General features: G+C 65.2%; 21 protein-coding genes. 10 read left to right on the top strand and 11 right to left on the bottom strand.

The window, feature by feature from the left end; genetic code table 11:
- Positions 1-187 precede the first annotated feature (187 nt).
- Positions 188-1444, bottom strand: a complete 1257-nt coding sequence (locus tag RT131_RS12310; protein ID WP_313173096.1) for a DEAD/DEAH box helicase — start codon at positions 1442-1444, stop codon at positions 188-190.
- A gap of 40 nt (positions 1445-1484) precedes the next feature.
- Entirely contained in the window at positions 1485-2264 is a 780-nt protein-coding gene (locus RT131_RS12305; protein ID WP_313173095.1) for a polysaccharide deacetylase family protein, read from the bottom strand.
- Between the two features lie 60 nt (positions 2265-2324).
- On the opposite strand from RT131_RS12305, the gene grxD reads away from it, so the two are divergent.
- Entirely contained in the window at positions 2325-3251 is a 927-nt protein-coding gene (grxD, locus tag RT131_RS12300; protein ID WP_313173094.1) for a Grx4 family monothiol glutaredoxin, read from the top strand.
- Positions 3252-3421: 170 nt separating this feature from the next.
- On the opposite strand, the gene RT131_RS12295 is transcribed toward grxD, so the two are convergent.
- Together RT131_RS12295 and RT131_RS12290 are read right to left on the bottom strand one after the other, a co-directional pair.
- Positions 3422-6781, bottom strand: coding sequence for an autotransporter domain-containing protein (locus RT131_RS12295; RefSeq protein WP_313173093.1), 3360 nt, complete (start codon positions 6779-6781; stop codon positions 3422-3424).
- 256 nt (positions 6782-7037) lie between these two features.
- A complete protein-coding gene (locus tag RT131_RS12290) occupies positions 7038-7577 on the bottom strand; it encodes a DUF924 family protein (RefSeq protein ID WP_313173092.1) in 540 nt (179 codons plus the stop codon).
- Positions 7578-7823: 246 nt separating this feature from the next.
- Between RT131_RS12290 and RT131_RS12285 the strand changes: the two genes are divergently transcribed.
- From RT131_RS12285 to RT131_RS12275, 3 genes are all read left to right on the top strand, one after another.
- On the top strand, positions 7824-8768 hold the full coding sequence (locus RT131_RS12285) for a DegV family protein (protein ID WP_313173091.1): 945 nt from the start codon (positions 7824-7826) through the stop codon (positions 8766-8768).
- A gap of 71 nt (positions 8769-8839) precedes the next feature.
- The gene (locus RT131_RS12280) at positions 8840-9178 is read left to right on the top strand and encodes a hypothetical protein (RefSeq protein ID WP_313173090.1); all 339 of its coding nucleotides are present in this window, start codon (positions 8840-8842) and stop codon (positions 9176-9178) included.
- Positions 9179-9181: 3 nt separating this feature from the next.
- Positions 9182-9868, top strand: a complete 687-nt coding sequence (locus RT131_RS12275) for an ATP-binding protein (protein WP_313173089.1) — start codon at positions 9182-9184, stop codon at positions 9866-9868.
- A 77-nt stretch (positions 9869-9945) separates the two neighbouring features.
- Here RT131_RS12275 and RT131_RS12270 read toward each other — a convergent pair whose 3' ends face one another.
- The 5 genes from RT131_RS12270 to RT131_RS12250 form a co-directional block, all read right to left on the bottom strand.
- Entirely contained in the window at positions 9946-11394 is a 1449-nt protein-coding gene (locus tag RT131_RS12270; protein WP_313173088.1) for a GGDEF domain-containing protein, read from the bottom strand.
- 257 nt (positions 11395-11651) lie between these two features.
- On the bottom strand, positions 11652-12479 hold the full coding sequence (fghA, locus tag RT131_RS12265) for an S-formylglutathione hydrolase (protein WP_313173087.1): 828 nt from the start codon (positions 12477-12479) through the stop codon (positions 11652-11654).
- Positions 12480-12577: 98 nt separating this feature from the next.
- Positions 12578-13687, bottom strand: a complete 1110-nt coding sequence (locus tag RT131_RS12260) for an S-(hydroxymethyl)glutathione dehydrogenase/class III alcohol dehydrogenase (RefSeq protein ID WP_313173086.1) — start codon at positions 13685-13687, stop codon at positions 12578-12580.
- A 51-nt stretch (positions 13688-13738) separates the two neighbouring features.
- A complete protein-coding gene (locus tag RT131_RS12255) occupies positions 13739-14014 on the bottom strand; it encodes a metal/formaldehyde-sensitive transcriptional repressor (protein WP_282268719.1) in 276 nt (91 codons plus the stop codon).
- 116 nt (positions 14015-14130) lie between these two features.
- A complete protein-coding gene (locus RT131_RS12250) occupies positions 14131-14715 on the bottom strand; it encodes a helix-turn-helix domain-containing protein (RefSeq protein WP_313173085.1) in 585 nt (194 codons plus the stop codon).
- A gap of 131 nt (positions 14716-14846) precedes the next feature.
- Between RT131_RS12250 and RT131_RS12245 the strand changes: the two genes are divergently transcribed.
- The 4 genes from RT131_RS12245 (at position 14847) to RT131_RS12230 (ending at position 19549) form a co-directional block, all read left to right on the top strand.
- The gene (locus RT131_RS12245) at positions 14847-16052 is read left to right on the top strand and encodes an MFS transporter (protein ID WP_313173084.1); all 1206 of its coding nucleotides are present in this window, start codon (positions 14847-14849) and stop codon (positions 16050-16052) included.
- Between the two features lie 31 nt (positions 16053-16083).
- On the top strand, positions 16084-17265 hold the full coding sequence (locus RT131_RS12240; RefSeq protein WP_313173083.1) for an MFS transporter: 1182 nt from the start codon (positions 16084-16086) through the stop codon (positions 17263-17265).
- A gap of 242 nt (positions 17266-17507) precedes the next feature.
- Positions 17508-18329, top strand: coding sequence for an alpha/beta hydrolase (locus tag RT131_RS12235; protein WP_313173082.1), 822 nt, complete (start codon positions 17508-17510; stop codon positions 18327-18329).
- A 140-nt stretch (positions 18330-18469) separates the two neighbouring features.
- Entirely contained in the window at positions 18470-19549 is a 1080-nt protein-coding gene (locus RT131_RS12230; RefSeq protein ID WP_313173081.1) for a serine hydrolase domain-containing protein, read from the top strand.
- Positions 19550-19614: 65 nt separating this feature from the next.
- On the opposite strand, the gene RT131_RS12225 is transcribed toward RT131_RS12230, so the two are convergent.
- The gene (locus tag RT131_RS12225; protein ID WP_313173080.1) at positions 19615-21201 is read right to left on the bottom strand and encodes an alpha/beta hydrolase; all 1587 of its coding nucleotides are present in this window, start codon (positions 21199-21201) and stop codon (positions 19615-19617) included.
- A gap of 180 nt (positions 21202-21381) precedes the next feature.
- Between RT131_RS12225 and RT131_RS12220 the strand changes: the two genes are divergently transcribed.
- Together RT131_RS12220 and RT131_RS12215 are read left to right on the top strand one after the other, a co-directional pair.
- On the top strand, positions 21382-23091 hold the full coding sequence (locus RT131_RS12220) for a histidine kinase (RefSeq protein WP_313173079.1): 1710 nt from the start codon (positions 21382-21384) through the stop codon (positions 23089-23091).
- Positions 23079-23780, top strand: coding sequence for a LytTR family DNA-binding domain-containing protein (locus RT131_RS12215; RefSeq protein ID WP_313173078.1), 702 nt, complete (start codon positions 23079-23081; stop codon positions 23778-23780). Before RT131_RS12220 ends, RT131_RS12215 begins: the two co-directional genes overlap by 13 nt.
- A gap of 227 nt (positions 23781-24007) precedes the next feature.
- On the opposite strand, the gene bla is transcribed toward RT131_RS12215, so the two are convergent.
- Positions 24008-24856: a subclass B3 metallo-beta-lactamase gene (gene bla / locus RT131_RS12210; protein ID WP_313173077.1), complete on the bottom strand. Its 849-nt coding sequence runs from the start codon at positions 24854-24856 to the stop codon at positions 24008-24010.
- Positions 24857-25108: the final 252 nt, after the last annotated feature.

Here is a 25108-nt window from a genome sequence, read left to right as displayed (position 1 = left end):
CTCGGCAGAAGCCTTCCCGGCAAAGCCCAATGTAGTGCCGAGCCATGCTCGGCAGGGGCCTTGCCGACGCGACCCCGGTTGAATCCAGGGCTTCGCGGCTTACGCCGCTCCTACGGAGGCTTTACCGGGAAGGCCCCTGCCGAGCATGGCTCGGCACTACAGTTGACGCCTTCCCTCCCGGGTGCTGTCAGGACCCGGATTTTTCCGCAGCCGCAGCCCGCGCGCGATCTTTCTTGCTCGGCCGGCGGCCCTTGATACCGCCGTTGTCGTCGGCGACCACGCTGGCCAACGGCGCTGCCTGCGTAGGCTCAAAACCCTCAAGCACCTCGGTCTTGCTCTGCAGGCCATGGCGTTTGCAGATCAGGCGCCAATGCGCCATCGCCGCCGAATCGACGAAACTCAGCGCCAGCCCCTTTTCCCCTGCCCGTCCGGTGCGGCCGATACGGTGCAGGTAATCGGCTGGCGCACGCGGCAGGTCGTAGTTCACCACCACCGGCAAACGCGTGATATCGATACCGCGCGCGGCCAGGTCTGTAGCCACCAACACCCGCACCTCACCATCCTTGAAGTCCTGCAGCATGCGGAAGCGCCGCCCCTGCGAAAGCTCACCATGCAGCGCCTGCGCGTTGATGCCGGCCTTGCGCAGTTGTGCAGCCAGACGGTCACCGTCGCGGATGCTGCCGACAAAGACCAATACCTGTTGCCAGCGCGGATCTTCCAGCAAGGACAGCAACAACTCGGCACGTCGAGCGCTATCGACGTGGATGGCGCGCTGCTCGATCTCCGGCGCTGACTGCTGCCCGATTTCCAGCCGCTGCGGATCCTGCAGCCCCGCCGCAGCCAGGCTTTCGATATCCGCTGCGAACGTGGCCGAGAACAAGGCGGTCTGCCGCTTTACCGGCAATTCGGCCAGGATCTGCCGCAGCTCATCGCCGAAGCCCAGTTCCAGCAGACGGTCCGCCTCATCCAGTACCAGCAGTTGCACCTGCTTCAAGGACAGCGCGTTATGCGCCAGCAGATCCAACAGGCGCCCGGGGGTGGCCACGACGATGTCGGCACCACCGCGCAGCGACATCATCTGCGGATTGATCGACACGCCGCCCACCGCACAGACCAGGTGCGGCCGTCGCGGCAACTCGCGGCCCAAGGTGGCAAACACGTCGCTTACCTGCAGCGCCAGCTCGCGGGTCGGCACCAGGATCAACTGGGCCAGCACGCGCGGCTTGCGCGGCGTTGCCATGAAGAAACGCTGCAACGCCGGCAGCACGTAGGCGGCGGTCTTGCCTGAACCGGTCGGCGCCAGCGCCACCACATCGCGGCCCTTCAGCAGCAAGGGCACGGCCTGCTGCTGGATCGGCGTCGGCGCCAGGTAGCCGGCCTGCCGCAGGGCCTGCTGCAACGCTGGCAGCACATAGGGAGACAGGCCGAGTTGGGAGAAAGGCATGGTGCGGTTCCAGAACGCCGCCGGATGGCGGGAGGCGAGTCTACGCTGTTACCTGTGGCAGGCGGGCCACAAGGCCACGGGCCTGCAACTGCTGCAGCACGGCTTCGATGATGGCCAGGTTGTGGCCATGGGCGGCACCTTCATGCAGCAGGACGATGGCCCCAGGCCCGAGGTCCGGCGCAATCCGGGCGACAACGCCCTCCGGCGTGCAGTTGACCCCATCATATCCACGCGCACTCCAGCCTATCCGCGCCAGGCCGTGGCGCTTGAGCGCGGCCGCCACAAACGGGTTGGTCATGCCTACCACCGAGCGGTACCACCGCGGTGCTGCCCCGGCTATCGTGGTGAGCGCCTGCTGGCATTGGCCGATCTCAGCCGCCATCTGCACGGGGCCCAGCGCCCAGAAGCGCGCCTGCGGGTGCGAATAGCTGTGATTGCCGAGGTCATGCCCGCGCCGCAGCACCTCGTGCACCAGCTCCGGCCTGGCCAACGCACGCGCGCCCACCATGAAGAAGGTGGCCTTGGCGTCATGCCGGTCGAGCAGCTCCAGCACCGCCAGGGTCTCATCGGACGGGCCGTCATCGATGGTCAGCCACACGTCCCGGCCGGGCGCACGGCTGACGACCGGTGCATAGAAGCGGCTGTTGGGCAGGAAGATCGGCACGATGAACAGCGCGTGGCTGAGCAGCAGCAAGGGCAGGCCCCAGATCCAGCCCAACTGCCACCACAGCAGCGCAACCAGCAATTGCGAGACAAGCAGCCAGGGCAGCCAGCGCCAGGGGTGGACGGGAATGCGATGCAGGGTTTCCGGGGCAGTCATTCCCCATGATGCCATGCAGCGTAGAATCAGCTGGTCTACGACCACCTATACGAGTTCACGATGTCCCTGGACCCCGCCCTGCGTTCGCGCATTGAATCCATCCTCGGCGCCGACCGCGTCGTCCTGTTCATGAAGGGCCAGCCGACCATGCCGCAGTGCGGCTTCTCGGCCAAGGCTGTTGGCGCGCTGCAGGACCTGGGCGTGCAGTTCAACCACGTCAACGTGCTGGCCGACCAGGAGATCCGTGAAGGCATCAAGGCCTACGGCGACTGGCCGACCATTCCGCAGCTGTACGTGGACGGCGAGCTGATCGGCGGCAGCGACATCATCCTGCAGATGGCCAGCAGCGGTGAACTGAGCAGCCTGCTCGGCCTGGCCGCCCCGGACCGCACCCCGCCGTCGATCACCGTCACCCCGGCGGCGGTGGAAATGCTCAAGGGCGCACTGGCCGACGCCCCGGGCGCTGCGCTGCAGTTGAGCATCGATGCCAGCTTCCAGCCGAACTTCCAGCTGGCCCCGTTCGACGCCAACGCCATCGCCGCCGAATCCAACGGCCTGCGCGTGCAGTTCGATTCCGCCAGCGCGCGTCGCGCCGAAGGCATCACCATCGACTGGGTCGACGACATCCGCGGCCAGGGCCTGGCGATCAACAACCCGAACGCCCCCAAGCCGGTGCAGGACCTGGACGTGCGCAGCGCAGACGACCAGCTGCGTGCCGGCGCCATCACCGTGGTGGACGTGCGCCCGGCCGACGAACGCGCCATCGCCGCGATCAATGGCAAGTTCGAAACCTTCGACGGTGACAACCGCGCCAAGCTCGAGGCCCTGCCCAAGGACACCGCCCTGGCCTTCCTGTGCCACCGCGGCGGGCGCAGCGCGCAGGCGGCCGCGCAGTTCCTGGCACTGGGCTTCACCAATGTGTTCAACATCACCGGCGGCATCGATGCCTGGTCGGAGAACGTGGACAACAGCGTTCCGAAGTACTGATCGGAGCACGCCGCAGCAACAGGAAAAACGCCGGCATAGCCGGCGTTTTTCATGCCTGCACCATCCCCTGCATCGGCAGCTTGCAGCCTGCCTGGCGCATTGCAGGCGCAGGCCAGGCAGTCGCGCGGCAGGCTCGCCTTCGAACCACCCGGTGTGCCGGACGCAATCGTTCAGAACTGGATCGACCAACGTGCGCTGAGCGATGGGTCACGACTGGCACTGCCGTGCTGACCGCCGTAGTCCAACTCCAGCCGCTGCCGCGGACTCAGCCAGGCCGACAGCCCCAGCTCGGACGCAACGGTGCTTGCGTCCAGCGCCGCGCCCGTCACGCTGAAACGTCCCGTCTCCGCCCAACCCAGTTCTGCCACCTGCACTCGATCCCCGCTCACCCGCCGATAACCCAGGCCACCACGCAGCTGTAAACCACTCTGCGCCTGTCCTGCCGCTTTCAAGCCATAGGCGAAGCGCAGCCCAGCGGTGCCCAGCGTGCTGCGGGTGTTCTTCACCCGTCCCTGCAACGCGGCGACACCACCGTGTTCGTGGATGCCGGCCACGTCCACGCCCACCCGCGCCACCTGCAGATAGGGTTCCAACGCACGCCCGGCATCGCCCAGGCGGTAGCCAAACTCGATGAATGCCTGCCGTGTCCGTGCGTCATGGCGCGCCGCCAGGCGATCACTGAAACCGGCAAAGCTGACGCTGCGCGTACTCTCCACGTCGTGCCTGCTCACCGCCAGGCCCGTGCCCAGGCCCAGCCCACCCCATGTTCTGCCGGCATAGATGCCGGCGTGGCGGTTATCGATCTTCGCCTTGCTGGCGCGGCCTTGCGCCTGCTTGACGTCGCTATGCCCATTGCCCAGCAGTGCCCCCACCCTCCAGGCAGCAAGGTCGTGCTCCAGGCCCACCAGCACGCCATTGCTGTTGGCATCGGTACGTGCGGCGTTGAGACCGCCGTGCAGGGCACTGCTGCCGCCCAACACCTGCACCCAGGCCGCACTGCCGCCATCGCTGGCGTCAACCAGCGGCTGCGCCGCGCCCCTGCGCAATGCCGCATCGCGCAGATAGCGGCTGCTTTCCAACAAGGCGATCGGGGTGGCTGCGTACAGTTCACCCCCCAGTGCCTCCAGCGCGGCCCCCAACTGGGCGGGAAACAATTGCGTCAGTGGCTTTGGCAGCCCCTGTTCAATGGCGGCTGCATCAGCGAGCGCGGCCACCTGCAACTGGTTGGCCGTCACCGCTGCACTGACCAGGCTGGCGCCCCGTGCCACCTCGAGACGGGCGCCATCACTGGCATAGACCAGTGAAAACTGCAGGAAAGGCGAAAACGCACTGAAGTCCGTGCGCGCGAAACGTCCGATGACGCCGGCATCGGCATGCAGGAAGTTGAATTCCTCGCCCAGGTAGTACGTCCCGGGTTCGGGCAACGCAACCAAGGTGCCATCCAGGCGCGCCGTGCCGGTGACATGCAGCAGATCGCTGCGGCTACCGGGCGCGAGCTCGGCCAGCAACGACGCCGTCGCCGTCTGCTCGTAGTTGCCGTTGACGGTCAGCGTGCCGATGGAATTGCCCGGTGCGATCACACCTTCGACCCGGGTATCGCCCAGCTCACCGGTACCGGACAGTGCACCCTCGACGCCCACCTGCGTACTGCCGCCACGTTGCACGCCGTTGAATGACACAACGCCTCCCAGGACCGCCAGGTCAGCCCCCAGCAGCTGCGCCTTGCTGCTGATCCAGCTGCTGCCGCCAAGGTTGTGGAGTGCGGTCTCCTGCAGGATTCCATTCAGACGGAACTGGCCACCCTCCACCGTCACCGCATCCGTGAGGCGGTTCAGTCCATCCAGCTCCAATACACCGGCACGCACCACCGCGCCGTTGAAGCTGTTGTCACCACTCAGACGCAGCCAGCCAAGGCCGGATTTGCCCAGCTTGCCAGGCCCACCAATGTCGTTGCGCCAGTCATCCCAGGCGTCGCCCTCCCAGACCTTGGTGCCTCCCGCCTTCTGGTCCATCACGATGTTGGTATCCACCCGCAACTGCCCATAGCCGTCAACCGCCTTGGCCAGATTGACCAGGCCCCAACCATAGACTTCGTCCACGCCCGGTGCCCCCAGATCGGTGGCCGTGGTCAACAGCACGTCGCGCACCTGTGCGCTGTCCAGGTAAGGAAAGCGTTCGAACAGCAGGCCCAATGCACCGGTAACGTGAGGGGCCGCCATCGAGGTGCCGCTCATCGCCGCATAGTCATGGCTGGGGACCCTGTCCAACACGTCCAGCACTGCGTTGCCAGCCGCATCGATCAATAGATCCGCCTGCAACTCCGAATCCGGCCCGTATACGGTGGACACGATGTTGCTGCCTGGCGCGGCAAGGCACCAGTTGGCGGCGTAGCCGCAGCGATGCGATAGATTGTTCAGTTGCAGGTTCTGGTCAACATTCACCACCGCCAGCCAGTACGGCTCGACATCGTCGAACGCACGCGGCAGGCCTGCATGCACGTCGGGCAAGGGAGCTTGCTCCGGGCTTGGGTTGTAAGCGCTGGAGTTACCTGCTGCCCAGACCTGGATCAGGCCGCCGCTGCGCGAGCCCTGCGCGAACATATCCAGGTAATCGCGATACTCCTGATCGGCGAAAATCCCATCGACTTCCTGCAGACTCTGCGCCTCGTGGCTGAACCCCCAACTGTGGTTGAGTGCGCGCGCACCCTGCGCCTCCAGTTGGGCATAGAGCTGATTGAATACATCCGGGCCTGGCCCGATCCCCGCTACCGTGATGCCGGTCAAGTTGCTGGCCGGATCCACCGTGAGCATCGCCACACTGCCGAAGAACAGGCGCGCCACCGACAGGTTCGATGCGAACGCCACGCCGTGCATGCCCTTGCCATCGCGGTTGGCGGCAATGGTGCCTGCCACGTGCGTACCGTGGGTAACGAACTGCGGCCCTTCGAACAAGCCGTTCTGATGCAGGAACTCCAGCTGCGCCGGCGTGAATGCCGGATCGAGCAACAGATAGTCGATTGCAACCTGGTCGCCCTCACTACTGAAGCAGGCCGAGGGCCCAGACAACACTGTCGTGTTGCTGCACAGACTGCCATCGGCCAGCACGTCGGCCAGGTGCAGGCTGCGATTGTCCTTGCCGGCAAACTCGTCATGGTCCAGGCCGCTGCCGCTGTCAAACACGCCCAGACGCACGCCTTTGCCGGTCAGGCCACGTGCATAGGCGGCATCGGCGTTGATTGCCTGCAAGCCCCAATCGGCATTGAACTCATCGTTGCGCCACTGGGTGACATCGCTCGCATCCGCAGCAGATGCAGCAGGTACGCGGGCGGGCGCGTTGGATTCGTGTGCAGCCGCAGGCCCCTCCACAAAGGTGGATTGCACGGCACGCTGCCAGAGGTGCTGCTGCAGCGTGTCCGTTGACGACTGCGCGGCCGCGGTGGCGCTGACCACCAGGGTGGCGGCAATGGCCTTGGCCAGGAGATGCGGTACAAGCTGCCGTGCATGTGCCGCGTTGCTTCGCGTGATGGACATGATTCACTTCCTTGAGAGGACACAGCCGAGCCGGCGGAAACCACACGCGTGCTGCGTGCGCATCCGGATCGGACGTTCATCCTAGTCACGGAAAATGACTGCACATCGGCATCATGCGCGCTCAGCGCATGATGCTTTTTCATATGAGAAAGTCAGTGACGCTTGCAGTCACACGGCAAGTCAACGTCACAGGTCACGCGGCCGGCATTGCAGCTCCCCACGTCTGCGACCAACACACCGCCAGCTGTCGAAACGCTCAACCGGCAAACCCGCCCTCGGCGAGGAAATGCAGTTCCTCGGCGGTCGGGATGCGGCCGAGCACTGCGTTGCGGTGCGGGAAACGGCCGAAGCGGCGGATCACATCGCGGTGCACTTCCGCATACTTCAGGTACTCCAGATCACCGAGCACCTCGAACATCGCCACCGCCCGCTCCTGGTCCTGCGGGTCCTCGGAATGCTCGAACGGCAGATAGATGAAGGCACGCAGTTTGAGCGGCAGCTCACGGTCCAGGCCTTCCTCGATGGTGCGCATGGCGTAATGCCGGGCCAACCCATCGGTAGCATAGGAATGCGCGGTACCGCGGAAGCAGTTGCGCGGAAACTGGTCCAGCAGGATCTGCAGCGCGAGCGCGCCTTCGGCGTTTTCCAGCCAATCCTCGCAGGCGCGTCGGGCCGCTTGATAGTGCAGGTCGAGGAATCGCTCCCGGAACTGCGCATCAAACGCCTCGTTACGCTCAAACCAACGCTGCGGACCTGCCGCGCGCCAGAATTCAACCACCGAACTTGCCGTTTCCATTACTGACCCCTGGCTCACCACCTACCGTCAGGCGGTGACACTCCCCACCCATGCCGTCGCACCCGGGGAGCTCGCCGCAGTTGCTGGGGTGTAGCTTAATGGCCAGCCCCGCGCGAGGAAATGAGGAAATGGTGAAAAAAGATGCCATTTATTGCGAAGATGGCCGCAGAAACCATCTCTGCCTGCCGGAAATTGCGATAGGGTTCTGATCTTTCGAAACTGTTACGACCAGGGGGACACAAGCACATGCGTATTGGAATCGTGGTCGACTCGGCCTGTGACCTGCCCGCAGGTTACTTGCAGCGCAACAATATCGTGTTGCTCCCCATCACCGTACGCATCGGCGACACCCTGCTTCCCGACCACCGGGATGAGGAATCCACCTTGGCGTTCCTGCAAGGGCCGCTGAGTGAGCGCAGCGCCGAAGCCGAGACCATCCCCTACAGCGCCGAACAGATCCGCGAGCTGTTCCTGAGCCGCCTGGTCACCGATTTCGACCAGGTGTTCTGCATGACCATCACCCGTACCCGCAGTCCGCTCCATGACAACGCGGTGCAGGCCGGCTACAGCATCCTCAACGAGTACAAGCCCATTCGCCAGGCCGCCGGCTACAACTCGCCGTTCAGCCTGCGCGTCATCGACACCCAGAACCTGTTCGCCGCCCAGGCCGTGAGCGCGGTGGAAGCGGTGCGCCTGCGCGACAGTGGCGCTACCGTGCCGCAGATGCGCGAACGGCTGGAGCTGGTCGCCAGCAACGTGCACGGCTATATGGTCACCCGCGACCTGTACTACCTGCGTGCCCGCGCCCGCCACAAGGGCGACCGCAGTGTTGGCCTGCTGAGCGTCGCGCTCGGCAGCGCGCTGGACATCAAGCCGATCCTGCACGGCTACCGCGGCAACACCGAACCGGTCGCCAAGATCAAGGGCTTCGACAGCGCGGTGCAGGCGTTGTTCGATTTCGTCGGCAAACGTGTGGCGCATGGCCTGATGACCCCGGTGGTATGCATCAGCTACGGTGGCCCCCTGGACGAGCTGCGTGCGCTGCCCGGCTACCGGCAGCTGCGCGACAACTGCGACCAGCACGGCGTGACGCTGCTGGAAGCGGTGATGAGCCTGACCGGCATGGTCAATGTCGGCAAGGGCGCGGTCACCATCGGCTTCGCCGATGAACCCCATACCTTCGGCAACTGAGACTTGCACGCGATCTGTACACCATCGCCACGGCAGGCGCGCTAGTCTGACACTTCATCAAGGAGGTCCCCATGTCCGTGCACTACTCCATTTCGCTGCCCGACCCGGCCAAGGCGCGTGGCGCCGACCCACGCCTGTCGTTCACCGCCAGCGGTGCCGAAGCCTTTGCCGAGCAGTTGCAGGCAGCCCTGCGCACGCCAGAGCTGTTCGAGCGCTGGAAGGCTACCCAGGACGAACCCGATGACGTCGACCCGGGCCTGGGCGCCACCGATCCGCAGGCCACGGTGACCGGCCAGCAGGCCGACCTGCGCATCAACCTGGTCGCCAGCACCACCTTGTCCGGTGATCTGTTCAAGCAGCGCATGCGCTGGCTGGCCGGCAACCACTGGGAACTGCGCGATGTCCGCTGAGCCGTGAGTACCCCGGTTCTGCTTTCCTGGAGCGGCGGCAAGGATGCCGCCTGGGCACTGCATGCCCTGCATCAGCGCGATGACGTACAGGTGGTGGCACTGCTTACCACCCTGACCGAAGGCCATGCGCGCTCATCCATGCAGGGCGTGCGCCATGCCGTGCTGCAGGCCCAGGCCGAGGCGGCCGGCTTGCCGTTGCTGGAGGCCTGGATCCCCCAGGACTGCGACAACGCGCTGTACATGGCCGCGATGCGCGATGCCCTGCAGCGGGCCCAACAACGCTGGCCCGGCATTGCCAGCATTGCCTTCGGCGACCTGCTGCTGGCCGATATCCGCCAATGGCGCGAACAGCAGTACGCCGCGCTTGGTTGGCAGACCCTGTTCCCCCTGTTCGGCCGCGATACCGCAACGTTGGCCCGACAGATGGTCGATGCAGGACTGCAGGCACAGCTGTGCTGCGTGGACAGCCAGCAACTGGATGCAGGTTTCGCCGGCCATGCCTTTGACCACGGCCTGCTGGACGCCCTACCCGCCGATGTCGACCCTTGCGGCGAGAACGGCGAATTCCACACCTGCGTCAGCGCCGGGCCGATGTTCCGTACCCCGTTGCGTCTGCAGCAAGGCCAGACCGTGCTGCGCGAGAATCGCTACGCCTATACCGATTTCATCACCCCGGCAGTGGCGGCGTAAGCCGCAGGGCCAGCGCAGCCTCAACCGCGGGCAGGTGCTGCGTATGCAGAGACCACGCTGCCGCGATGCCTCGCTGCTTACGCCGCACCTATCGGAGGCGGTATATGGGCCGGTTGCGGCGTCTGCACGGTTCCCATGCAGACGCGATTGCGGCCAGCATGCTTGGCCGCATACAACGCAGTATCGGCCTCGGCCAGCAGCTGCCGCATGTCCCGCATGCTGGACGGCTGCACGAAGGCCACCCCGATGCTGATGCTGACCGGCCCCTCCGGCAGTGCCAAACCGGCCACCGCCAATCGCAGGGTTTCGGCAAGGGCCGCTACATCGCCCAGCGCAGCCTCGGGCACGATCACCGCGAACTCCTCGCCGCCATAGCGCGCCAGGCAATCACCCGCGCGCCGTACATTCGCCTGCAGGCGGGCCGCCACGGCCTGCAGGCAGCGGTCACCGGCGGGGTGGCCATGGGCATCGTTGAACGCCTTGAAATGGTCGATATCCACCAGCAACAGACCCAGTCCACCGCCACTGCGGCACGCCCGGCTCCACTCACTCTGCAACACCGCATCGAACTGCCGGCGGTTGGCCACGCCGGTCAGCCCGTCCTGCCTTGCCAACTGGTCCAAGGCCGCCTGGCGCTCCAGCAGACCGATCTGCAACAGCATGCTGCGCAGACCAAACCCCAGCGTGGCCACCACGAAGCCGGCCACTGCCAGCGCGCGGGCATGGTCGACCACCAGGGTGCCAATCACCAGCAGCAACAAGGGCAGGATCATCGGCCCGCCCGCCTGCACAAGGCGGGACAAGCGAGGGCTGGGCGCAAAGCTCGAAACGCGCACGGGCTTCACCGCCAACCAGCCCAGTATCAGAAAGGGCAGATCGATCAGCAGGTCGTTGTATGCGCCGAACGAATCTTCCGAAGAAAAATGATTGATGTAGCCCGCCGCCAGCAGGTAGCCCACGGCATACAAGGCCAAAGCCCGGAACAGGCCGCGCCACTCCGTCGTGTCCGCGGCCAGCCACCGCACGATGGCAAAGCCGGCGATGCACAGGTTCTGGATATCGAACATGTAGCGCATGTTGTCCAGCGCGGCATCGTCGACATCGACACGGTCGGCAAAGAATCCGGTATGCACGAAAAACAATACGCCCAGCAATCCCGCCATGATCGCGTCGATCAGACTGATGCTTGGGCGCTCGGAGCGCGCGCGGGCAAGAACGAACACCAATGGCACGGCATACAGCACGTACAACAACATGCTGGCACGCGGCGTGAGGTCTGTGCGGCCCGCTGCCAGCGCATCGACCAGGTTCAAGGCCATGCCGCCCGCCCACAGCAGCATCGCCACTGCGATCGCGCACCACCCCAAGGCGGCGGCATCCCGCCGGGCACGCCACAGGCAGCAGCCGGCGGCCAGCAACGGCGCCGCGATCAAAAAGCCGAAAGAGCCCGTGCCGGCGGTACCTGCCCCTGCAGCGAGTACCAGTCCATGACAGACCACGAACAGCAGGAACAGCAGCAGCGGCATGCATCCCCCGTCGAACAGGTCATTGCCTGCACGATAACCCGGCCACGACGCCGGCAACGTGACCCAGACCCCGCCACGGCATCACCGCCCCAAGCCTACGCAACCCGTCCGTAGTGCCGAGCCATGCTCGGCAGGGGCCTTACCAGCCCCTTCGCTGCGCGAAAGGAAGGGAGCACGCCGTAGTGCCGAGCCATGCTCGGCAGCGGCGTTACCGGCAGAACCTCAGCCGAGCATGGCTCGGCTCTACCAGAAACGGCTCAGCGCATCGCTTTGGCGTGATGGGCGATATGTTCGCCGATGAAGCTGCTGATGAAGTAGTAGCTGTGGTCATACCCCGGCTGCATGCGCAGCTGCAACGGATGCCCTGCGGCGTCACACGCCGCCTGCAGCAGCTGCGGCCGCAGCTGGTTCTCCAGGAATTCATCCGCACCGCCCTGGTCAACCAGCAAGGGCAGCTTTTCCTGCGCCCGCGCCACCAGCTCACTGGCGTCATGGGCTTTCCAGGCGTCGCGGTCTTCGCCCAGATAGGCGGCGAAGGCCTTCTGCCCCCACGGCACCTGCGACGGTGCCACGATCGGCGAGAACGCCGACACACTGCGATAGCGGCCCGGATTCTTCAGCGCGATGGTCAGCGCGCCATGCCCCCCCATCGAATGCCCGCTGATGGCGCGCACGTCGCTGGCGGCCACGTTGGCTTCCACCCACCTCGGCAACTCATCGACGATGTAGTCATACATGCGGTAATGCGCAGCCCACGGTGCGCGGGTGGCATTGAGATAGAAGCCCGCACCCTTGCCCAGATCGTATCCCTCGGCATCGGCGACGCTGTCACCGCGCGGGCTGGTGTCCGGCGCCACCAGGATGATGCCGTGCTCGGCCGCATAACGCTGCGCCCCGGCCTTGGTGATGAAGTTCTGCTCGGTGCAGGTGAGCCCGCTCAGCCAGTACAGCACCGGGCACGGACCGTGCGCGGCCTGCGGCGGCAGGTATACGCCTACCGTCATTTCACACCCCAACACTTTGGATTCGTGCCGGTACACGTCCTGCCAGCCGCCGAAGCAGGCGCGGTGTTCTAGTCGTTGCATGGTTTGGAATCCTTGGTTGCTGGGTTGCTGGGTTGCTGGATCTAGTGCGACTGATGGAGTGCGAGCTTCGCGGCTTACACCGCTCCCACAAACCAGCCTCAGTAGTGGATGACCGAGCGGATCGACTTGCCTTCATGCATCAGCTCGAAGGCTTCGTTGATCTTGTCCAGTTCCATCGTGTGGGTGACGAACGGCGCCAGTTCGATGTCACCCTTCATCGCGTCTTCGACCATGCCCGGCAGCTGGCTGCGGCCCTTCACGCCGCCGAATGCGGTACCCATCCACTTGCGGCCGGTCACCAGCTGGAACGGACGGGTGGAGATTTCCTGGCCGGCACCGGCGACACCGATGATCACGCTCTGGCCCCAACCACGGTGTGCGCATTCCAGCGCCGCACGCATCACATGGGTGTTGCCGATGCACTCGAAGCTGTGGTCAACACCCCAACCGGTCATTTCGACGACGACCTGCTGGATCGGCTTGTCGTGATCCTTCGGATTGACGCAGTCGGTGGCACCAAACTGCTTGGCCAGTTCGAACTTGGACGGGTTGGTGTCGATGGCGATGATGCGGCCGGCCTTGGCTTGGCGCGCGCCCTGGATCACCGCCAGGCCAATACCACCCAACCCGAACACGGCCACGCTGTCGCCTTCGGCCACCTTGGCGGTGTTGTGCACCGCGCCGATGCCGGTGGTGACGCCGCAGCCCAGCAGGCAGACATGCTCCGGGTTGGCTTCCGGGTTGACCTTGGCCAGCGACACTTCGGCCACCACGGTGTACTCGGAGAACGTGGAGCAACCCATGTAGTGGTAGATCGGCTCGCCGTTATAGGAGAAGCGGCTGGTGCCGTCCGGCATCACGCCCTTGCCCTGGGTGGCGCGCACCGAGGTGCACAGATTGGTCTTGCCGCTCTTGCAGAACAGGCACTCGCCGCACTCGGCGGTATATAGCGGAATGACGTGATCGCCCGGCTTCACCGAGGTAACGCCCTCGCCCACCTCGACCACGATGCCGGCGCCTTCATGGCCGAGCACGCAGGGGAACAGGCCTTCCGGGTCATCACCGGACAGGGTGAAGGCATCGGTATGGCAGACACCGGTATGGGTGATCTTGACCAGCACCTCGCCGGCCTTCGGCGGTGCGACGTCGATCTCGACGATCTGCAAGGGCTGGCCCGGACCAAAGGCAACGGCGGCACGTGATTTCATGGTTGTTCTCCTGCGGGAATGGCGAAGGACAGCGCAGTGCGCCGCCCGGGATTATTTGAGATAGGAACGGATCAGGCTGGACATCTCGGCAACACGCGCGGCCCGCTGCGCGTCCGAGCGCGCCGGCTGGCCAAACTCCTCGCGCAGGTGCGCCTCCATCACCTCCGACATCAGCCCGTTGACCGCCCCGCGGATGGCTGCGATCTGCTGCAGCACCGGGTTGCAGTCCGCGCCGGCTTCCAATGCGCGCTCCAGCGCATCGCACTGGCCGCGGATGCGCTTGACCCGGGCCAGGACCTTCTTTTTCTCTTCGGGCGAGTGCGGCATGGCGGCCCCAATATCCTGTACTGGGGGATAGTATATTTACGGAGCCAGCGGATTGCCATCGCCCAACTTGCAGACTCGGGAAAAGCCCTGCAGCTGGCTGCGGCCAGCGCTTGCCGCTAGCCCCGCGTCAGCCCGCGAAGCAGCAGATCCAGGGCAGCGGTGGACTTGCGCAGGCGCGCATCACCATCAGCGCCTTCGGCTATCCAGAAAGCAGCCTCGGCCAGGCTGCCATAGATCATTGACGCCAGGGCCTGGGCATCCACCTCTGCAATCAATCCCTGGCGAGCAAGTTCCTCGATCACGCGCTGCATCGAATCCACGCAATGCCGCTGCGAATCCAGGGTGGCGCCGCCGAGCACCGCACGTGCGTCGCGCAGGACGATGCGTTGGACCTCCGGTTCCAGCGCCATGTCCAGATAGGCCCGGCAGCGTTGCTGGAAGCCCTGCCAGGGATCGGTGGCGGCATCACTGATGGCCTGCAGCCGCGCGTCGGTCTCTGCATCGATCTGCTCGACCACCGCCGCCAGCAAGCCCTGCTTGTCACCAAAGTGGTGATACAGCGCGCCGCGGGTCAGGCCTGCCTGGGCAGTCAGCTCATCCATCGAGGTATTCGCATACCCGCTGTCGGCAAACATGCGACGGGCAGTAGCCAATAGCGAGGCACGGGTGGCCTCCATTTCAACGCGGGTGCGACGGACCAAAGTGATCTCCTTTCATACGATGCGTATGTTTATTTACATTCACGGCGTATGTATATAGTCTTTTACGTACACCTCGTATGTATTGTTACGGCGCGCACTTTCACAAGCAAGCCGCAGTTCCTGGAGCCCCCATGGTCAGCGCCTACCGCACACTCTTCTCCGTTCCCGGCGCCATCGCCTTCACCCTGGCCGGCCTGTTGGCGCGATTGCCGCTACCCATGACCGGCATTGGCATCATCACCCTGCTGGCCCAGCTGCGCGGCAGCTATGCCCTGGCGGGCGCGGTATCGGCCACCTTCGTCCTGAGCTATGCGCTGGCATCGCCGCGGATCTCGCGTTGGGTAGACCGCCATGGCCAGGCAAAGGTTTTGCCGTTGGCGGCCACCGCCAGCGTCGCGGGCATGTTGCTGCTGCTCCTTGCCAGCCACTGGCAGGCACCGGACTGGCTGCTTTTCACGGGTGCCGCGCTGGCCGGCTGCATGCCGAGCATGTCGGCAATGCTCAGGGCGCGCTGGACCGTCATCTACCGCGGGCAGGCACCGCTGCAGACGGCTTACTCGCTGGAAACCGTCTTCGACGAGCTCGGCTTCATCGCCGGCCCGCCCTTGGCCGTGGGGCTATCCGTTGCCTTGTTTCCACAGGCCGGCCTGCTGTGTGCCGCGCTGCTGCTGGCCTTGGGTACCGGCATGCTTGCGCTGCAGCGGGCAACCCAACCACAGCCCGATCCGGAGGCCACAAACAGCGCTGGCCGATCGGTGATCGCGGCGACGGATGTGCGACTGCTTGCCGTGCTGATGGTGGCAATGGGTGTGATCGTCGGCAGCATCGACATCACCAGCGTCGCCTTTGCCGAACAACACGGCCAGCCTTTTGCCGCCAGCATCGTGCTGTCGGCCTACGCCGTGGGCTCCTGCGCGGCAGGCCTGGTGTTTGGCGTGCTGAAACTGACCACACCGTTGCAACGCCTGCTGCTGTGGTGCGGCACCGCGACGGCACTGTGCACGCTGCCGTTGCTGCTGGTGACCAGCCTGCCTGCGCTTGCAGCAAGCGTGCTGCTGGCCGGCACCTTCTTCGCCCCCACGATGATCGTGGTCATGTCGTTGATCGAGCGCAGCGTGCCGCCACGGCAGCTGACCGAAGGCATCACCTGGCTGCTGGCCGGATTGAACGTTGGCGTGGCACTCGGCGCCGCAGCCACCGGACAGCGGGTGGACGCGGCCGGTGCCGGTGCGGGCTTCGCCGTGAGTGTGGTTGCCGGGGCCGCGGTGCTGCTGTTGTCGATCTGCGCTGCCCGCCGCCTGCGTCCCCGCCTGTTGCAACCCAGCAACGCCTGCTGACACCCAATACTCTCCCGGACCGGAACAGACCGTGCAAACACCATCCTCCCCGGCAGCCGCCGCGAATCATCCGTGGCTGGCAGTGCTGGCCGTCGCGCTGGCGACCTTCTCCGTGGTAACCACCGAAATGCTGCCGGTCGGCCTGCTTACCCCCATCGCCCACGACCTTGGCATATCCAGCGGCAGCGCCGGCCTGCTGATTTCCGTGCCAGCACTGCTGGCGGCAGTATTTGCGCCGCTGGTGGTTATCGCCGCTGGCGGCATCAACCGGCGCAGGATCCTGTGCGGCTTGCTGATCCTGCTTGTAGCAGCCAACTCGGCATCGGCGCTGGCGCCGAACATGCACTGGATGCTCGCTGCCAGGCTGCTGGTTGGTGTCTGCATGGGCGGGATCTGGGCGATTGCAGGCGGACTGGCGACACGCCTGGTCCTCCCACAGCGCGTGGGACTCGCCACCGCCATCATCTTCGGTGGCGTCGCGGCCGCCTCGGTGTTGGGCGTGCCGCTGGCTGCATGGACTGGCGAACTGCTCGGATGGCGTCAGGCATTCGCCGGCATGGCATTGCTGAGCGCGCTTGTCTTGTTGCTCCACCTTGCAGTGATTCCCTCGCTACCCGCGGTGGCATCGGTGCAGCTGCGCCACTTCGCCGAACAACTGGGCAGCCGCCGCGTACAGCTCGGGCTCGGCGTGACGCTGCTGCTGGTAACAGGACATTTCGCGGCATTCACGTTCATCCGGCCACTGCTGGAGTCGGTCTCCGGCGTGGGGGCTTCCTGGATCGGCGGGCTGCTGCTGGGCTATGGAACCGCCGGCATAGCCGGCAATTTCCTGGTCGGGCTGGTCGCCCCCCGCCATGTCACCGCCACCGTGATGGCCATTGCAGCCGGCCTCCTGGCCACGGCACTGCTGTTTCTTTGCATCGGCCATGCCCCGCTCAACGGAAGCATCCTGCTCTTGCTCTGGGGTCTGGCCTACGGCGGGGTATCGGTTGGACTCATGACCTGGATGATGCAGGCCGCGCCGAATGCGATAGAAGCAAACAGCGCCCTGTATGTGGGCGCATTCAATGTCGCCATCGCAGTGGGCGCATGGGCAGGCGGCCGATTGTTGGACCAGCTTGGCCCTGCAGGAAACCTCTGGGCCACAGCGGTGCTTTCGATGGCCGCACTGCTGTGCTGCATCGCTGCATTGGCTCCCGGACGCCACCGCTGATGCAGATAACCCGCGCCGGTCGACAGCCCCCCCGTCCTGAACCACCAACCCTGTCGAAAGGATCGAGGAAACAAGGAACAGACGGCTGAACTTCGACGCCCACGGGCACATGACTTCCGGCAGGGATGCATGGTGTTATACCTAACTATAGTATCAACACACTGAGCGGAGCGGTTCGCAGGTCGTCGCAGAGCCGTCCGCGTGTTCCTGCAAGCATCTGCACCAGCGTCCAAGGGGAGCAAATGAGTACAAACAGCATCAAGGTGTGGGCCATGGCAGCCTTGCTGATGGCTGCCTCCAACATCGCCCACGCCGGCGAGATATTGGTGGACCGCGGCGCCTACAGGCTGAGCGCCGAGCAGTCCGGAGCCGGACCGGTCACGGTGGTCTTCGAGTCGGGCTTCGGCCAGGCCAAGGACACATGGAAGGACGTGATCGCTGCGCTCGGCCCCGACTACCGCAGCATCAGCTATTCACGCGCGGGGCTTGGCAACTCGGGCAGCGATGGCAAGCCCAAGGACATCGACGCTCACCTCGTTGACCTCGGTGCCGTGATCAGTGACCTCGCCGGTGGACAGAAGGTCGTGCTGGTCGGCCACTCGTATGGTGGACTGCTGGCCACCGAGTTCGCACGCCGCCATCCGCAACAACTGCAGGCGCTGGTCCTCGTCGACCCGGCCACCCTGGGCCAGCGACACGCGTTCAAGCAGGCCGATGCAGCACGCGTACTGGCCGATGATGCCGCTCTGCTGGGCATGCTGCCGCCGCCCATGGCCGCCGACTATCGGGCATTGATCACCCAACTGGATGCGCCTGGCGCGCGCACGCCCAGCGCCATGCCGGACCTTCCGGTCGCGCTGCTCACCGCCACGCAGGTCGCCGCCGAACCCTTCGTTTTCGAGGAAACAGCTGCCGGCAAAGCGCTGTGGAAGGCGCAGCACGCCGCATTGTTCAGCGCCTTCGACCGTGGCTTCCAGCGCTACTTCGTCAGCGGCCACAACATCCACCGCGAGAACCCGGCAGCGGTTGCCGATGCGATCAGGGACATTGCAGGCAGGCGTTGAACTGCCTGCTCCTTGGCACGGCAGCCGGCACAACGTGAAGCCCGGGCAACATCTCACCATCACCGTCATGCACCCGATACTGATCCCAGTACCGCGTCGCCATCGCCTTTGATTGAACAGACCCGAACGAGATGAAGAGATTGGCTGCCTTGTTGATGCTTCTTCCGGCCTTGGCGCTCCCGCTATCGGCGCATTCGGAACCTCATCCGTCACAAGCAGTGCATGCGGAAGTGCATGCAGAAAGGCTTGATGACTTCATCAACCATGTCGAGGACAGCAATGGCGGCATTGGCAGCCTGTCCATCTTCAAGGACGGCCGCGAGGTCTATGCCAGAAGCTTCGGGCAACCGAACCTGCCTGGTGTTGCTTACGACGAGAGCAGCAAGTATCAAATCGCATCCGTAACCAAGATGGTCACAGCGATCCTGGCCTTCAAGCTGATCGAAGACGGCCGTCTGAGGCTGGATGACAGACTGTCCAGCTTTTTCCCGGACATGCCTTCCTCACATCGGATAAGCATCGGCAACCTGCTGGAGCACACCAGCGGTCTTGGCAACTTCGCGATCAGGAATGGTCAGGTATGGGTAGTTGATCCGCTAAGCCAGGATGACATCCTGCAGGAAATACGAACCCAGGGTGCTGCATTCGAACCTGGTGAACGCGTTGCCTACTCCAACTCCGCCTACTTCCTCCTGCGGATGATCATCGAGCGGGTAGATGGGCGCGACTACCACGATATCGTCGCGCAGGAAATCGCAGCGCCTCTTGGCCTGCGCAACTTCGCTTCCACGCGTTCCCACCCCGGCAACACCTTCAAGTCCTATGCATTCGCCGGGCAATGGCGGCAGATCAAGGATATCGAGTACACCAACGTGATCGGCGTGGGTGACATCGCAGCCACCACACACGACCTGAATGTACTGATCACCGCGCTGTTCGAGCACAAGCTGCTGCACACGGAGACTGTGGAGCAGATGCAGCCGCGACCGGGTGGCAGCGGCTGGGGGCGAGGACTGGCTGAGTTCACGTACGACGAGAATCATTTTTTTGGTCACGGTGGTGACGTGCTGGGCTCGCACGCGCGCGTCATTTACAACCCGGCGGATGACGTGGCGATCGCGTACGCCACCAACGGCGAGCGCATTCCTACCAACGAATTCCTGCGCACGATCGTGGAGATCGTCTATGGACGCAACGTTGCGCCACCGGCGTTCAAGTAGTTGCATGACTGCGGCCAGAGCCAGACTTCAGGAAAGCCCGACTCTGACGCCGACTCAGGTCCTGCTTACAGTGCCGAGCGGTCAGTGACGAACACCGGCAGCGGTACATCCAGCACGTCCGCACTCAGCCCCCGCCCCGCCAGGAAACCGGCGATGTTGTCGGCGATGGCGGGATTGCCCAGCCACATCTCATTGTCGTGGCTCGCGCCGCGCACCAGCAGCTCCTTGCCTTGGCTGAAGCCGGGAAGCAGCGCCTGGGCGTTGGCATGCGGGGTGCGGCCATCGAGCGTGCCGCTGATGAACAACACCGGCACGTCACTGCGCAGTGGCGCACGGAAGGCGTCTCCCAGATCCAGCATGCCCAGCCCATCGGCAACTTCCGGGAACGGGAAGTTCAAGGCGTCGCCGAGCAGACTCTGCCGTGCCTGCGCCGCCGCCAGTGCGCGCCGCTGTGGACTCTGCCCGGAAGCCACATCCATTGCCGTTGGCATGGCGCGCCAGCCGCCCAGGCCCTCGCGCACCATCAGGGCGATCGCACCGAGCAGGTCGTAGTTGCCGGCCTCGGCCTCACGTAGCGCCAATGGCAGCACGCGCTGGGTGGAGCGGCGACCAAGCGCGATCGCTATCGCCATCTGTGCGTCGAACTCACCAATCGTCACCTTGCGGCCGTCATGCATCGGGCTGCTGCCCTGCCCCGGCTGCTGCCGCAGCTTGGCCAACACCCGCTGCGCCGATCCCTGCAGATCCTCGAAGCCATCCTTTCGGGCGATGACCGCCAGCTCGGCTAGCAATGCGTCGGCAGCCAGCGGTAGCTTGATCGTATCGTCCGGACCTTCGCTGCCCATCAACACCACGCGCTCAAGGCTGCCCGGATGCCGACGCACCGTGGCCAGGGCCAGATGCGTGCCGTAGCTCATGCCCCACAGGCTCAGCTTGGGCAATGCCATCGCCTTGCGCAGGTACTCGATATCGTCGGCGCTCTCGGCGGTGGTGTAGGCGCCCATATCAACCCCGGCGTCCTTCCAGAACCCAAGGCAGCTGACCAGTGCCGCCTTCACTCCGACCAAAGCCGCGTCACGCTGCAACGGCTGGGCGTCGTCGAACTTCTGCTCGTGCGGACACTCCGGCGGCATTTCGGAGAAGTCGGTGCCGCGCTGATCAAGCAGCAGCACATCGGTCTCGCGGCGAACCCGGTCGAATACCGGCCAGCGCGGGCCCAGTGCGGTGCCGAAGCCAGAGCCACCCGGGCCGCCGGCCAGATAGACCACCGGGGCACTGCGGCCATCGCCACCGGTCGCCGGCAAGCGCACCACACGCAGGCGGATGCGCGGCCCGTTCGGCTCACTGTGGCGACGCGGAACGTCGAGGAAGGCCTCTTCGCTGGCGATGGTGCCATTGCTCCTGGTCTGCATCGCATAGGGTGCGAACACCAGCGGCGCAACCGAGTCCTTGGCCAGCGCCGGCGAAGCGCAGGCCAGGGTCAGGCAGAGCACCAACAGGCGAGCGGCACGTCCCGGCTTGCCCTTGCCGGTCGCAACCGCCCCACCAACGCCGGGTTGATGCGCAGCGACAAGCGATGCGGTGGAAGAAGCCGCCGAGAACTGCAGGCAAGGATGACGGGCAGTGGAAACAGACGAAGGGTTGATGGACATGGCGGGCTCCTATCGGGAGGGAAGGTAGGTGTTGCCGTGGCCTCTGCAACCCGGAGAAAGCTCCCGTCGCCTTTGCCACGGAGCCAGCATCCCTCCCCCAACGGCGCCTGCGGGGCGCGCGTCCGCCGAACGGCTCCAACTCACCGCCCAGCGTCTCCGCGCAGCCGATACGATAGGCCCATGCCGATCCTACGAATCCTGAGCGTACTGGCCGTGCTGGTCTTCGCGGTCGCCGCGTGGCTGGCTGTGCTGCTGCGCGACGTCAACAGCGTGCAAGTACTGAGCGGAGAGATGGCACCCGCCAGCGTGACCTCCGCGGGTAGCTTGCCGACCTCGCCGCCCGCCGACATCCATTGGCAGCCCATCGATCAACAAACGCTGGCCAGCTGGCGCGGCCCGTACTGGCTGCGCTGGCAATCGCCCGCGTCCACCCAGCCGGACGATGCTGGCCGCGCCCTGCGCCTGTCACTACGTGGCGCCAGCCAGCTGTACTGGAACGGCCAACCGATGCTGAGCAACGGTGTCGTCGGCATCAGCGCCGAGCAGGAGCAGCCCGGCCTGGTCGACATTACCCGCGTACTGCCGCCTTCCTCGCCCACGGGCAGCGACGAACTGCTGGTGCTCGCGTCCAGCCACCACCAGCAGTTCGGCCTGTACAGCGCCGATGCCCTGGTAGCAGTGGCGCCGGCCGTGGTGTTGTACCAGCGCATGGTTCTGCCTTGGCTGATCGCCGCCCTCGCCACCGGTGCACTCGCAGCAGCCTGTCTGTACTTCCTTGCGCTGCAGCGCGGCCGGCCGCAGATGCCGGGCGGGCAACTGTTGCTCGCGCTGTGCGCGGTCGGGATTGCATTGCCGGTGATCGAAGGCTGGCGACCATTGCTCGGCTATCTCTATCCGTGGCACGGCCTGCGCCTGTATGCGCTGCTGGCCTTGCACGTGGCAGCGGCCATGCTGCTGCCTGCCTATCTTGCGCGGCGCTACGGCGTTGCCATGCCCAAGGGGCTGGGCATCGCTTACGCGACCGCGCTGGTGTTGGCCGCCGTGCTGCTGCCCAGCTTCGATATCCGCTCGGCGATGGCACTGCTGCTGAGCCTGCTGGCCTCGTCTGCGTTGCTGCTGCGGGCCAAAGGTGAACGCGAAGAACGCTGGCCGATCCTGGCCCTGCTGGTCGCCGGCGTACTGGCCTTGTTGTTTGCCCCCGGGGCCTTCCTCGATGGCCCCTACTTCCTGCTGCTAGCGGTGCTGGTGGGTTTCCTGCTGCTCTGCCATGCGGCGCAGGTTCGAGCCTTGGATATGCACAACGCACGCCTGCGCGAAGAACGTGCCAGCCTGTCGCTGCAGTTGCTGCAGCGTGGCATCCAGCCGCACTGGCTGATGAATACCCTCACCTGCCTGCAGGAACTGATCGAACAGGCTCCGACCAAGGCCAGCCGCCTGGTCGAGTCACTGGCCGAACAGTTCGACCGTTTGCGCGAGAGCAGCAGTCGCCAGAGCGTTCCATTGAGTGAAGAGCTGGCCCTGTGCCGCAACCATCTGGACATCGTTGGCCAGGCCCTGGACCAACCGATGACGCTGGAGGTGGACGCCGACGACCTGCAACTCTCGCTGCCGCCCGGCGTGCTGCATGCGCAGGTGGAGAACGCGCTGACCCATGCCGGCGCGGTCGCCTGTGCGCAACGACCGTTCCGCCTGCGCGTGCAGCGCGACAAGCAACACTGGGTGCTGGAACTGCGCAGTGCACGTGGCTCCGCTCCGCACCGAGGCCAGGGCACCGGAACCCGTTACATCGAGGCCAGCCTGGCCGCCTCCCACCCCAACCGCTGGCATTACAGCCAAGGCGCCGATGGCGCCGACTGGTGCAGTCGGATCGAACTCACATGCGCATATTGATCGTCGAGGATGAGCCGTTGGTCCGCCAGCGCCTGTTGCGCCTGTGCGCTGAACTGGCCGGCACGCGTGCCCGCTTCGATGCGGTCGCCGACCTCGATGCCGCCGGCGACCGGTTGCAGCGCAGCGTCTACGACGGCCTGCTGCTGGACCTCAACCTCGGCGGTGAGGACGGCTTTGAGCTGCTGCGCAGCGCGGTGGCTGGCCGTTACCACTGCGTGGTTGTATCCGCCCATCGCGAGCGCGCCCTGCAGGCCTTCGAGCACGGCGTGCTGGACTTCGTACCCAAGCCGTTCTCGCGTGAGCGCCTGGGCCAGGCACTGGAGCGCCTGCTGGATGTAGGCCGCTACAGCTCAGGCCGCGCACGTTACCTGGGCATCTGGCGCGCGCAGGGCACGGCCCTGGTCGAACTGGCCGATGTGCAGTGGATCCGGGCCGACGGCGACTACAGCGAGCTGCGCATGCGCGACGGTCGCAGTGAGCTGCACGACAAGTCACTGGCGGGCCTGAGCGCGGTATTGCCGCCGGACTTCGTCCGTTGTCACCGCTCCTACCTGGTCAACCTGCGCCACATCAGCACCCTGCATTCGGGTAGCGGCAGCCGCTATTGGCTGGTGCTCACTGGCGGTGCGGAGCTGCCGGTGGGCCGCGCCCATGTGGCCGGCCTGCGACAGGCACTCGCGCTTGAGTGAACCAGCCGCCGCATGGAAGTGCGCAGACGCCGTAGCCCGGGTAAGCGCAACGCACCCGGGAACTTGCAGAGCGGTGCGAAGTCGCGTGCCCATACAAGCATTGCAATAAGCACATCAACGCCCTATCTGACTCAACGATTCCCCGGGTGCGCTGCGCTTACCCGGGCTACGTGGTTACGCTGAAGATCTCAGGCGGTTCGTCTGCCGATGGAATCTGCGGCGCCTGCTCAAGGGCGCTGGGGAGTGGAACGCGCCTTGCTCAAGGCATCCTCAAAACTCTCCTTGTGCGCGTCCACCAGCCGGGCGAGCAGGTCAGGGTCCACAAATGCATCCTCGTCGCCATCGGCACGTTGCGCCTGCCGCTCCAGGATGCCGGTGGTGTCGGGATGACCGCTCAGGACGATGTCCGCCTGCATCGCGCCAAGCTTTGCAAACGTCGCGCGGAAATCCTCGGCGATAGTCGGGTAGCTCCGGTTCCCAATCAGCGTATTGCCGGCGACGGTAATGCTGCACAGGAACAACACCTCGCGCGACGTGCCGCGGTCGTTCACGGTCATGCTCCAGCTGGTGCAACCGGCGGTGTGCCCGGGCGTAAGATGCGCCGTCAGCTCGACGTCACCAAGCCGGAGCTTCTGCCCATCGCTGACGACCTCATCCAGCTTGATCGGATCGAAGGGCTGGATGCCGTAGTTGTTGTCGCCCTGGTTCCTGCCGTTCTCAAGCGCCCAACGGTCGCCAGCGCTGGCAGCATAACGTGCACCGGTGTCGCGCTTGAGTGCTGCCATCGCACCGACATGATCCGCATGGGCATGGCTGCTGAGCAACAGCCGCACATCATGCAGCGGCACACCCAGGCTTTCGATGTTGCGCTCGATCTGATCCGCATTGGCAGCAAGCGGAGCATCCAGCAGGATCGCCCCCTGCTCCGACACGATCAGGTAGGCCGCCAGTCCCTCGCTGCCTACGTAGTAGATGTTGTCGACGATATGAAATGGTTTGATCGGTGTCGTCCAGTCCGCGGGCGGTCCAGCCCACGCCGCCGCCGACGCCGCTCCGGCAAGCACCAGCGCCGCCACCTGCAATCTCCTGCGAATTCCCTGCTTCTGCATCATCTCTGCGCCTTGTCCAATACGTGCAGGAACTGTGCGCCGGGGAGGAGCTTGCGACAAATGCGTAGAACTGGGTCGAGGCATGAGTTTTTCTTGGCCTTCGCCTATCTGCGGGCAGGCCGGCACGATACGTGCCAGGCACCTCGCCATCCGGCAATAAACGGCCGGCGTCCGCAGCGCACCGTAATTGCGATTCTCCGGTCCGCATTTTTTACGGTG

Source organism: Stenotrophomonas sp. (assembly GCF_032066555.1).
Taxonomy (GTDB): Bacteria; Pseudomonadota; Gammaproteobacteria; order Xanthomonadales; family Xanthomonadaceae; genus Stenotrophomonas.
The sequence above is the reverse complement of the archived record's forward strand: the minus strand, read 5'-3'. Positions and strand labels throughout refer to the sequence as shown.